At 71.4% G+C, this 10,234-nt stretch carries 10 protein-coding genes; 3 read left to right on the top strand and 7 right to left on the bottom strand.

What is annotated here, in order from left to right; translation table 11 throughout:
• Positions 1-106: 106 nt before the first annotated feature.
• Complete coding sequence (gene nhaA / locus AB0E90_RS06380; protein WP_360400165.1) at positions 107-1,975, bottom strand: Na+/H+ antiporter NhaA; 1,869 nt, start codon at positions 1,973-1,975, stop codon at positions 107-109.
• 158 nt (positions 1,976-2,133) lie between these two features.
• Here nhaA and AB0E90_RS06375 point away from each other — a divergent pair, with 158 nt between their 5' ends.
• Positions 2,134-2,610, top strand: coding sequence for a hypothetical protein (locus AB0E90_RS06375; protein WP_360400162.1), 477 nt, complete (start codon positions 2,134-2,136; stop codon positions 2,608-2,610).
• Here AB0E90_RS06375 and AB0E90_RS06370 read toward each other — a convergent pair.
• Together AB0E90_RS06370 and AB0E90_RS06365 are read right to left on the bottom strand one after the other, a co-directional pair.
• Positions 2,591-3,493 (bottom strand): SMP-30/gluconolactonase/LRE family protein, encoded by a 903-nt coding sequence (locus AB0E90_RS06370; protein ID WP_360400159.1) that lies wholly within the window; start codon positions 3,491-3,493, stop codon positions 2,591-2,593. The two genes, AB0E90_RS06375 and AB0E90_RS06370, sit on opposite strands and share 20 nt — an antisense overlap.
• Positions 3,494-3,500: 7 nt before the next feature.
• Entirely contained in the window at positions 3,501-4,847 is a 1,347-nt protein-coding gene (locus tag AB0E90_RS06365; protein ID WP_360400156.1) for an FAD-binding oxidoreductase, read from the bottom strand.
• A 138-nt stretch (positions 4,848-4,985) separates the two neighbouring features.
• Here AB0E90_RS06365 and AB0E90_RS06360 point away from each other — a divergent pair, with 138 nt between their 5' ends.
• On the top strand, positions 4,986-5,726 hold the full coding sequence (locus AB0E90_RS06360) for a GntR family transcriptional regulator (protein ID WP_360400153.1): 741 nt from the start codon (positions 4,986-4,988) through the stop codon (positions 5,724-5,726).
• Here the strand turns inward: AB0E90_RS06360 and AB0E90_RS06355 are convergent.
• The 4 genes from AB0E90_RS06355 to AB0E90_RS06340 are packed head-to-tail and all read right to left on the bottom strand — an operon-like array spanning position 5,713 to position 9,276.
• On the bottom strand, positions 5,713-7,065 hold the full coding sequence (locus AB0E90_RS06355) for an FAD-binding oxidoreductase (protein WP_360400150.1): 1,353 nt from the start codon (positions 7,063-7,065) through the stop codon (positions 5,713-5,715). The genes AB0E90_RS06360 and AB0E90_RS06355 overlap by 14 nt on opposite strands.
• 9 nt (positions 7,066-7,074) lie before the next feature.
• Positions 7,075-7,986 carry an amidohydrolase family protein gene (locus AB0E90_RS06350; RefSeq protein WP_360400147.1) on the bottom strand — a complete coding sequence of 304 codons (912 nt, stop codon included), beginning with the start codon at positions 7,984-7,986 and terminating at the stop codon, positions 7,075-7,077.
• On the bottom strand, positions 7,979-8,779 hold the full coding sequence (locus tag AB0E90_RS06345; RefSeq protein ID WP_360400144.1) for an SDR family NAD(P)-dependent oxidoreductase: 801 nt from the start codon (positions 8,777-8,779) through the stop codon (positions 7,979-7,981). Before AB0E90_RS06345 ends, AB0E90_RS06350 begins: the two co-directional genes overlap by 8 nt.
• Positions 8,776-9,276, bottom strand: coding sequence for a carboxymuconolactone decarboxylase family protein (locus AB0E90_RS06340; protein ID WP_360400141.1), 501 nt, complete (start codon positions 9,274-9,276; stop codon positions 8,776-8,778). Before AB0E90_RS06340 ends, AB0E90_RS06345 begins: the two co-directional genes overlap by 4 nt.
• Before the next feature lie 183 nt (positions 9,277-9,459).
• On the opposite strand from AB0E90_RS06340, the gene AB0E90_RS06335 reads away from it, so the two are divergent.
• Entirely contained in the window at positions 9,460-10,230 is a 771-nt protein-coding gene (locus AB0E90_RS06335) for an SDR family oxidoreductase (RefSeq protein ID WP_360400138.1), read from the top strand.
• Positions 10,231-10,234: the final 4 nt, after the last annotated feature.

The raw sequence follows: 10,234 nt of genomic DNA, 5'->3' as shown, positions 1-10,234 counted from the left end.
GGTTCACCGCCGGCGCCCTCCCCCCCCCCGGCTTGCCCGGCATGGCTGCGAGGGCGGAACTGTTTGGGGGGGGGGGCGGCCGGCCGGCAGCACGACGTATCGAAGGCTAGCGGCGGCGGGCCGCGATCTTCGCGCGGACCCGGGCCAGGCGGATCGCCTCCTTGAGGGTGTGCACGTCGTAGGCGCCGTAGTGGCGCTGGCCGTTGATGAAGAAGGTCGGGGTGCCGGAGACGCCGCTCAGGTCGGCCGACTCCAGGTCCTCGGTGATGCGGTAGGCGGCGGTCTGCTTCATCACGTCCTCGTGGAAGCGTTCCTCGTCGAGGCCGAGCTTCCGGGCGTAGCCCAGCAGGTCGGTGACGCGCAGTTTGTCCTGGTTGGCCAGCAGCAGGTCGTGCATCTCCCAGAACTTGCCCTGCAGCGCCGCCGCCTCGGCCGCCTCGGACGCCAGTTGGGCCTGCGGGTGCACGTCGGTCAGGGGCAGGTTGCGCCAGACGAAGCGCAGGTCGTCGTCGGTCATGATCTCGCGGACGATCGGTTCGGCGCGGCCGCAGTAGGGGCACTGGAAGTCGCCGTACTCCACCAGGGTCACCGACGCGCTCTCCGGCCCGCGCGTGTGGTCGCGGTCGGGGTCGACCTCCGGGATCAGGTCGATCAGCTGCTCGGCGTCGCCGAACAGGGCCACCGCCCGCTTCGGCTTCGGCAGCAGGAACGTGATGCGGAACTCGGCCCAGGTCAGCACGGCCGCGGTGACGGCGGCGACCAGGACGCCCAGCTTGGCCTCGGCCAGCAACGGGCCGTCGAACGCCAGCGCGGCGATCAGGAATGACACGGTGAAGCCGATGCCGGCGATCGTGCCGCTGCCGAGCACCGACGCCCAGCCGACGCCGGGCCGGATCCGGCCGCGGGTCACGGCGGTGATCAGGGCGGAGACACCGGTGACGGCGACCGGCTTGCCGATCACGTAGGCCAGGAAGACGCCGACCGTCACCGGAGAGGTGATCGCCTGGCGCAGGAAGTGCGCGTCGAGCGCGATGCCCGCGTTGGCCAGGCCGAACAGCGGCACGATCAGGTAGCTCGACCAGCCCTGGAAGGTGCGCTGGAGCCGGTCGTTGGGGGAGAGGGCCTGCACCAGGCTGACCCGGGCGAAGCGGGCCAGCTCGGGGGTCGGCTGCTCGCGGAACGACCGGAACAGGTCGCTGGCCTGCTCGAGGTCGCCGCGGGCCGGGGTGTAGGCGGCGGCGGTCAGGCCGAGCGCCAGGCCGGCCACCACCGGGTCGATGCCGCTGGCCAGCATCGCGCCCCAGATCGCGATGCCGAACGGAAGGTACGCATAGCCGGTGCGGACCTTCAGGCGTTTCAGCACGAGTGTCGCCGCGAACAGGACGATCGCCACGATCAGCGGCATCATGCTGATCTCGTCGGTGTAGAAGATCGCGATGACCAGCAGGGCCACCAGGTCGTCGACGACCGAAACGGTCACCAGGAACAGCCGGGCCTGGTCGGGCACCCGCTTGCCGACCAGGGCGAGCAGGCCGAGGGCCAGGGCCGTGTCGGTGGACATCGCCACGCCCCAGCCGGTCGCCCCGGGGCCGCCGTGGTTGACCGCCAGGAAGATCGACACCGGCAGGATCATGCCGACGATGCCGGCCGCCGCGGGCAGGATGAACCGGCGCCGGTCGCGCAGGTCGCCCAGGTCGAACTCCCTACGCGCCTCCAGCCCCACCACCAGGAAGAACAGCGTCATCAGGCCGCTGTTGACCCACTCGCGCAGGGTCAGCTCGACGCGTCCGTCGCCGAGGTGGATCGACAGGTCGGTGTGCCAGAAGTTCTCATACGAGCCGTCGGCCACGTTGGCCCAGACCATCGCGACGACGATGGCGAACACGAGGACTCCGGCGCTGCCGGCTTCGGTGCGCAGGAACGCGCGGACGGGGGTGGTGACCCGGCGGCGCCAGACGGTTTGGGTGTCGCTCACGGCGTACAGCCAAGCATCTGATCATTAAGGTTTGCCTCCCACCCTGGGTTTGGGTTTTTGGGAGCGCTCCCAAAATCTGTCTTAGATTTATGGACGTCGCTGTCGCCGCGTCGTATCGTACGGCCTGTTTCCGCCTTGTTTCGTCGTTGGAGGTCGTCATGCGTCGTGCCGTTTTCGCGCTAGTGGTCGGCGGTGCGCTCAGTGCGCTGGCCGCCTGCGGCACCGCTTCGGGCCCGACTCCCGGTTCCGCCGCCGGCACCGGGCCGGCCGGCGCCGCCCTGCCCTCCGCGCTCGTCGAGACGAAGGAGTCCTGCGAGGCGCTGGGTCAGGCGTACACCCAGAATGTCGGGCCGTTCGCCGAAGCTCTGAGCAAGATGGTGGCCGGCCCCGCCGCGACGACCCGGCAGAACGCCCAGACCAAGCTCGGCAACCTGGCGGTCGCGGTGCGCGCGGCCACCGAGGGCAGCACCGACGCGCAGATCAAGTCGGACGGCAAGCAGACCGCCGACAGCCTGACCGCGAAGTCGAAGGACGCCGCTTTCTTCCAGGGGATCAAGAACGCCGACGACGTCAACAAGGTGCTCGGCCCCACGCTCAAGGAATGGCTGTCGCCGGTCACCCACCACTGCTCGTGAGGACGGCCACGGCCGGTTCGTGCAGGCTGCCGAGCCAGACCTGACCGGCGTGCTCACGCACGCCGGTCACCATGTGGAAGCCTTGGTCACCCCCGGCGTCCAGGTCGCGCTTGACTTCACCGTCATTGCCGTACGCCTGGACGCGCACCGTCCGTTTCGGGGCCGGCTGCCATTGCGCCGGGATCCGGGTCACGCCCTTGCGCAGCCAGAGCGGGCCCCGCTGGATCCGCTCGACCAGCGGGTCCCGGGGGCTGGCGATCGTCACCCAGATCAGGCCGTCGCTGCCGCGCGAGATGTTGTCCGGGTAACCGGGCAGGTCGGTCGCGAGGAAGTCCTTCTCACCGGTGTCCAGGCGGTAGCGCACCAGCGTGCGGGCCGCGGTCTCGGCCACCACGACGAATGACTCGTCGGCGGACAGCGCCACCCCGTTGGCGAAGGCGAGCCCGTCGAGAAGCACGTCGATCTGCCCGTCGGGCGTGCGGCGCAGCAGCCGGCCGGTGCGGGTCAGCTCGACCATCTCCGCCTTCCACTCCTCGATCGGATGCACCGCCGAGGAGTCGGAGAAGTAGATCGTGCCGTCCGCGGCGACCGCGGCGTTGTTGCAGAAACGCATCGACGACCCGTCGACCAGCGTCTCGACCGCCCCGGTGGCCGGGTCGACGGTCAGCAGCCCGCGGTGGGCGTCGCAGACGAGCAGCTTGTCGCCGGGCAGCAGCTCGATGCCGAGCGGCCGGCCGCCGGTGTCGGCCACCGCCTCGACGTGGTCGCCCGGCCCGATCCGATAGATCGTCCCGTCCCCGGTCCCGGTGAAGACCGACCCGTCGGCGGTGACGACGACGTCCTCCGCCCCGTAGGACGGCACTGGCACTACGCGGATTTCCATCCGGTATTCATACCGCCCGGCCGTACGCCGTGGTCGACTGCTCGGCCTCCATATAGGTATGGAACCGGCCGTCCGGGTCGTAGTCCTTGCGGATCCGCTCGAGCCGTTCGGCGTTGGCCGGGCTCAGCCCGTTGTCCGGCCGGTCGGCGAGGTTGTTGTCGGAGAACTGAAGCCCGCGGGACAGGTGCTGGATCCCGGCCAGGGTGCCGTGCACCCACTGCTCGTGGGCCAGGTCGTCGGCCGGGTCGCGCCAGCCGGCGTTCGGCGAGAGGTAGACCTTGGCCTGCGCGCTCCAGCACGCGTTTGCCTGCTCGGGGAAGCCGCCCCACAGCATCCACAGCACGAAGGCGATGCCGTCGGGGATCTCCGCGAGCATCGGCGCGGCCGCGTCCAGAATGGTGCCCACGTCGCCGTCGGCCCAGATGCCGTCCAGCGCCCAGCGCAGGCCGGGCGGGTTGAGCCGGTCGGCCAATGCGTACAGCTCGGTGATATTGGTTTCGCGGTTGACCGTGGAGCGGACCGCCCGCTCCCGGAACGGGATGGCCTCCAGCGGGGCGAGCAGATCGTCGCCGGTCGCCTCGGTGCAGAACGCGGTCGCGGTGAGCGAGACCATCCGCTCCCCGGAGCCGGGGGTGTAACCGACCTTGGCGCTGATCTCCACCGCCGGCGACAGCGTGCCGAGGTGGTCGTAGGACCAGGCCAGCAGGTCACGGGCCAGCTCCATCGGATAGGAGTGGGTGGTGCGCAGGATCTTCACCGGCGCCGGCCGGACCTCGAGGTGGAACGCGGTCACGACGCCGAAGAAGCCCGGGCCGCTGCCGCGGGCCGCCCACATCAGATCGGGGTGGGACTCGTCGTCGGCGTGCACGAGGCGGCCGTCGGCGAGCACCACGTCGATGGCCCGGATGCTCAGGCAGGCCGGCCCCCAGAAGCGCGAGTTCCAGCCGTATCCGCCGCCCAGGATGAAACCGCCGATGCCGACGGTCGGCGCGTGCCCGGTCGGGAAGAACAGCCCGTGCGGGGCGAGCGCCTCGTTGATGGCCGGGCCCTTGGCGGACGGGCCGACCACGGCGGTGCGGGTGGCCGGGTCGACCGTGATCTCGTCGAGCCGTGACAGGTCGAGCAGCAGGCCGCCGTCGCGGACGCCGTTGCCGACCCAGCTGTGCCCGCCGGACCGGATGCCGATCGGCCGGCCCTGCTCGCCGGCGGTGCGCACGGCCGCCACCACGTCGGCGGCGTCGTGGGCGATCACGATGACATCCGGGTAGCGGTCGGGCTTGCGCTCGTTCCACACCGCGGCGTTGCGCGCGCTCTCGTAGCCGGCTTCGCCGCGCCGATAGTATTCGCCGTGCAAGTCGGCCTCCCTCAATGCTCGTCGAACGCCTTACTGTCGACACTACAATCGTGTGCGACGGTGGGGCTAGGGGTTGGGCGTCTTTGCCGTACCCTTGTGTCGACATAGCGTGGTTTCCTCTCCAGACAGGATGATGTGATGACCAGAGCCGACGTCACTTGGCTGGCCACCGGCACCACCCAGGACCGGTCCGTCGAGCTCGTCCGGCTGCTCAAGCTGAGCGAGCGGCGCGAGCCGGCGGTCGTGCAGGTCGCCCTCTGGGTCGGGCTCGGCATCATCGAGGGGCGCCTGCGGCCGGGCGAAGACCTCAACAGCGTCGAGCTGTCGCACCGGTTCAACTGCAGCCGCACCCCGGTGCGCGAGGCGCTGATGCTGCTGGAGTCCGAGGGCCTGGTGGAGATCCGGGCGCGCAAGCGGCCCCGGGTCGCCGCCTTCACCCTGGAGCGGGTCCGCGAGATCTATTATGTGCGGCAGCACCTGCTCGCGCTGGTCGGCGAGCTGGTGGCGGCGGCCGCCACCGATGACGACCTGGGCGTCATGCGGTCGAGGCTGACCCGGATGGAGCAGGACGCCGCGTCGGGTGACATCGATTCGTACTTCTGGGGCCACGTCGAGCTGCAGGAGGAGATGACCCGGATCGCCGGCAACCAGACGCTCAAGGGCATCCTCGACTCGCTCGCCCTGCGCACCCTGATCCTGCGGCACGCCAGTCTGGCCCAGCCCGGCCGGCTCTCCGCCAGCGTCTCCGACCAGCTGCGGATCTACGAGGCCATCGAGCGCCGCGACGGCCAGCTCGCGGCCATGCTGCTCGAACGCGCCACCGTCTCCGCCCTGGGCGCCATCGAGCGGGGCAACTGGAGCGAAGTCACCGCTGACTGAGCTGCCGGCCCAGCGCGGTGGTCGACTCCTCCGGGCGCAGGTAATCGCAGAGCAGGCCGCTGGGGTCGTACTTGGCGCGCAGCGCCGCCAGCCGCTGCTGCTGAGCCGGCTCGATGCCGTGGTCGGGGCGGTCGGCCGGGTTGTGGTCGGCGAACTGGGTGCCCGCCGCGACGCCCGCCAGGTCGTCCAGCGCCGCGTGCGCCCAGCTCTCGGCCCGCAGGTCGGCGGCCGGGTCGGTCCAGACGGCGTTCGGCGAGAAATAGAGCCGCCCCTGCGTCGACCAGCACGCGGTGGCGGCCTCGGGGTAGTTGTCCCAGAGCATCCAGAGCAGGAAGCTCTCCGGCGTCGGGATGGCGTCGAGGACGCCCCGGCCGGCGGCGAGCACCTCGCCGACCGGCGCGCTGGTCCACACGCCGTCGACCGCATAACGATTGCCGTGCGGGGTCAGCGCGTCCGACAGCGCGTACAGGTCGTTGATCGTCGACGGCCGGCGCTCGACCCGGCGCACCGCGTGCCGCAGGAACGGCGCGGCCTCGACCGCGGCCAGCATGCTCTCGTCGCCCGGGGCCCGGCAGAACGCGGCCGCGGTGATCGTGGTGACCTCCTGGGTCACCTTCGCCGACATCTCCAGCCACGGCGAGATGTCCGGCACGGTGTCGTAGGTCCAGGCCAGCACCTCGTCGCGCATCGCGTTCGGGAAGCTGTAGGCGCTGCGCACGATCGCGTGATAGGCGGGATGCACCCGCAGCCGGAACCGGGTCACCACGCCGAAGAAGCCGGGCCCCGCGCCGCGGAGCGCCCACATGATCTCCGGGTGGGTCTCGTCGTCGGCGTGCACGAGCGTGCCGTCGGCGAGCACCACGTCGGCCGCCTCGACACTCATGCAGGCCGGGCCGAGCGCCCGGGAGTTCCACCCGTAACCGCCGCCGAGCAGGAACCCGCCCAGCCCGACGCTCGGGCAGTGTCCACTCGGGAACACCAGTCCCGCGTCGGCCAGCGCGGCGTTGAAGTCGACACCGCGCACCGCCGGGCGCACCGTCGCCGTGCCGGCCGCCCGGTCGATCGTCATCTCGTCCAGCCCGGAGAGGTCGATCAGCAGCGAGCCGTCGCGGACGCCGGTGCCGATCCAGCTGTGCCCGCCCGAACGGATGCCGACCCGCCAGCCTCGCTCGGCCGCCCAGCGCACCCCGGCGACCACGTCGTCGTCGGCCGCCGCGAGCAGGATGGCCTCGGGGTGGCGGTCGGGTTTGCGGGCATTCCACACCGCGGACAGGCGGGCGCGCTCGTAGTCCGCGCTGCCGCGCAGCAGGAGCCGGCCGGAGAAGGTGGGAGTAGCCAAGACGTGTCCTCAGAAGTCGAAGAAGGCGGCCGGATTGCTGACCAGCAGCCGTTCCAGCAGATCATGGGTGGGTGCCAGCTCGCCGAGCAGATCGGTGAGCAGGCCGTCGTCGGGGGCGTCGCCGACGATGTTGGGATGCGGGAAGTCGGTGCCCCAGAGCACGCGGTCGGGGGCGTAGCGGACCAGCAGCGCGCCCAGGGCCACCGCGTCCGCGTACGGTGGGCCGGTCTTGGACACCCGGTCGGCGCCGCTCACCTTGACCCAGACCTTCCCGGTGTCGAGCAGCGCCTTGAGCGCGCGCACGGACGGGCCGTCCAGCCCCTCGGCGAGGTCGACCCGGCCGAGATGGTCGATCACCACCGGGGCGGCGATGCCACGGATCAGGTCGCCGTGCTCGACCACACCGCGGCCGGCCACGTGGATCTCGGCGTGCCAGCCGCGGTCGGCGACCTTGCCGAGCACGGTGGCCACCTCCTGGCGGTCCGGCGGCTGGCGCAGGTGCGGCAGGAAGTTGAGCCGCAGGCCGCGCACGCCGGCGTCGTGCAGCCGCGCGATCTCGGCAGCCGGCGTCTGCTCGTCGATCAGCGCCACCCCGCGCAGGTCGCCGTCGCCGGCCGCGAGCGCGTCGAGCAGCACCGAGTGGTCGGTGCCGTTGCAGGACGACTGCACGATCACGGCCCGGCTGAACCCGAGGAACCGGTGCAGCTGGGCGACCTGCTGGCGGGGCACGTCGACCGGGGTGAAGGTGCGGTCCGGAGCGTAGGGAAAGACGTCGCCCGGCCCGAAGATGTGGCAGTGCGAGTCACAGCTGCCCGGCGGCAGCAGGATCGACGGCGTCCGCGGATGCGGGTGCGGCGGCGGGCAGCCGGCCGACGGCTCGTACGCCCCCGGCGCCGCGTCGCCGCGCGTCACGCTAGTCACAGCGCGCCGTCATGCCACCGTCGACGACGATCTCGGTCCCGGTGATCCAGCGCGCCTCGTCGCTGGCCAGGAACAGCGCCGCGTAGGCGGTGTCGCGCCCGTCGCCCATGAAGCCGAGCGGGATCCGGGACCTTCGCTGGGCCAGCAGTTTCTCCACGTCGCCGCCGGCTCGCTGGCCGGCCAGCCGGGCCTCCACCATGGGCGTGTGCAACTGCCCCGGCACCACGGTGTTGACCCGGATGCCGTCCGCCGCGTACTGCACGGCGGTCACCTTGGACAGCTGGATCACGCCCGCCTTGGCGGCCGCGTAACCGACCTGCGCCGACCCGGTCCACCGGGTGCCGGACGCGGACGCGATGTTGACGATGGCGCCGGCGCCGCGCTCCCGCATGATCGGCACCACGTGCCGGCACGCGGTGTAGACGCTGGTCAGGTTGACGTCGAGCTGGCGCTGCCAGTCCTCCGGCGACAGCTCGGCCACGCCGCCGGCCCGGGAGCCGCCGACGTTGTTCACCAGGATGTCGACCCCGCCGAACGCCGTGACGCAGCCCTGCACGAAGCCCGCGACCTCGGCCTCGTCGGTGACGTCAGCGATGGCGGTCTCGACCCGCCCGCCGGCCGCCCGGATCTGATCGGCGGTCACCTCGAGCGACTCTTTGTCGCGGTCGATGAGGTAGACCGCCGCTCCCTCGGCGGCGAACACGACGGCCATGGCGCGCCCGTTGCCCCAGCCGGGACCGACGCTGCCGGCGCCGGTGACGATCGCGGTCCGGCCCGCGAGCCGCCCGGTCACTTCGCCACCTCCAGAGCGACCAGAAAGCGAGACACCATGTTGTACGCCGCGGCGACGGCCGTGAGCTCCACGAGGCCCCGTTCGTCGAAGTGTGGCCGCAGCGCCGCAAACACGCTCTCCGGCACCTCGATGCCGCGGGTCATGGCGTCGGTGTGGTCGAGCGCCGCGCGCTGCGCCGCGGTGAACGGTGTCCGCTCGCCGGTGCGCACGCCCTCCAACTGCTCATCGGTGACGCCGGCCGCCCGAGCGACCGGCTCGTGTGCCGTCCACTCGTAATCGGCGCGGTTGAGCACGGCGATCCGCAGGATGATCAGCTCGCGCAGGGCGGGGTCGAGGGCGAAGTCGCCGCGGACGGCGCCGAGCAACGAGTTCCACCCGTCGGCCAGGGGCGGGCTGTGCAGCAGCACCTCGTCGAGCGGCCGCAGCGCGCCCCCTCGGCGCGCCCGGATGCGCTCGGCCACCTCGCCCTCGCCCTGGGTTCCGCTGACGCGGGTCATCTGCATCCTCCCTTCGAAGCCTGCCGTCGTTTCTAACCTAATGTCGACAGATTGTAAATCGCCCGGGTGCCTTCTTGGTCCTTCACAATCGGACATTTGCTGCCTCTGTGCCAATTACCGGACCGTAGGAATCTCCTCCGCCAACTGCTAGTGTCGACATGCGTTCAACCGAAAGGAAAGCACATGGCGGACCGGCTGACCGGCAAGGTGGCCCTCGTGACCGGCATCGGCGCCGGCATCGGGCAGGGGATCGCGCTGCGGTTCGCGGCCGAGGGAGCGACCGTCATCGGCTGCGACATCGACCCGGCCGCGGCCGGCAAGACGGTGCGCACCGCCGAGGAGCGTGGCCTCGCGATGAGCTCGGTGCACCCGGTCGACCTCACCGACCCGGCCGACGTGCGGCGTTATGTCGCCGCCGCCGAGCCGCACGGGCGGATCGACGTCCTGGTCAACGCGGCGGCGATCGCCCCGCACATGGCCGGCATCGCCGAGATGGACTACGAGACGCAGTGGCGCCCGACCATCACCGGCGAGATCGACCTGGTTTTCCTTGCCTGCCAGGCGGCCTGGCCGCTGATGACCGCGAGCGGCAACGCCTCGATCATCAACTTCGCGTCGGTCAACTCGTTCCGTGGCAGCCGCCAGATGGCGATGGTCGCGCACTGCGCCGGCAAAGGCGCCGTGCTGGCGATGACCCGGCAACTGGCGGTCGAGGGCGGTCCGCTCGGCATCCGGGCCAACAGCGTCGCGCCCGGCCTGATCCAGACGGCCGCCACCGCGGTGGCCGGCGCCACCCAGGGGGCGCTGTCCGAGCAGATCGTCGCCCGCACGCTTCTCGGCCGGCTCGGCGTGCCGGACGACATCGCGTGGTTCGCGGTCTACCTGGCCTCCGACGAGGCGGCCTGGGTGACCGGCTCCAATTTCGGCATCGACGGCGGCGTGACCGCGGCCTGAGGAG

Origin of the sequence: Actinoplanes sp. NPDC026619 (assembly GCF_040638295.1) — a bacterium.
Lineage (GTDB): Bacteria > Actinomycetota > Actinomycetes > Mycobacteriales > Micromonosporaceae > Actinoplanes.
Note: the sequence above shows the minus strand (reverse complement) of the source record. Positions and strands in the feature narration are given on the sequence as shown.

Bases quoted from the DNA above. Each gene is read 5' to 3' on its own strand.
- AB0E90_RS06370 (WP_360400159.1), bottom strand. From the start codon at position 3,493: ATGGAAATCCGCGTAGTGCCAGTGCCGTCCTACGGGGCGGAGGACGTC.
- AB0E90_RS06375 (WP_360400162.1), top strand. From the start codon at position 2,134: ATGCGTCGTGCCGTTTTCGCGCTAGTGGTCGGCGGTGCGCTCAGTGCG.
- AB0E90_RS06340 (WP_360400141.1), bottom strand. From the start codon at position 9,276: ATGACCCGCGTCAGCGGAACCCAGGGCGAGGGCGAGGTGGCCGAGCGC.
- AB0E90_RS06335 (WP_360400138.1), top strand. From the start codon at position 9,460: ATGGCGGACCGGCTGACCGGCAAGGTGGCCCTCGTGACCGGCATCGGC.
- AB0E90_RS06360 (WP_360400153.1), top strand. From the start codon at position 4,986: ATGACCAGAGCCGACGTCACTTGGCTGGCCACCGGCACCACCCAGGAC.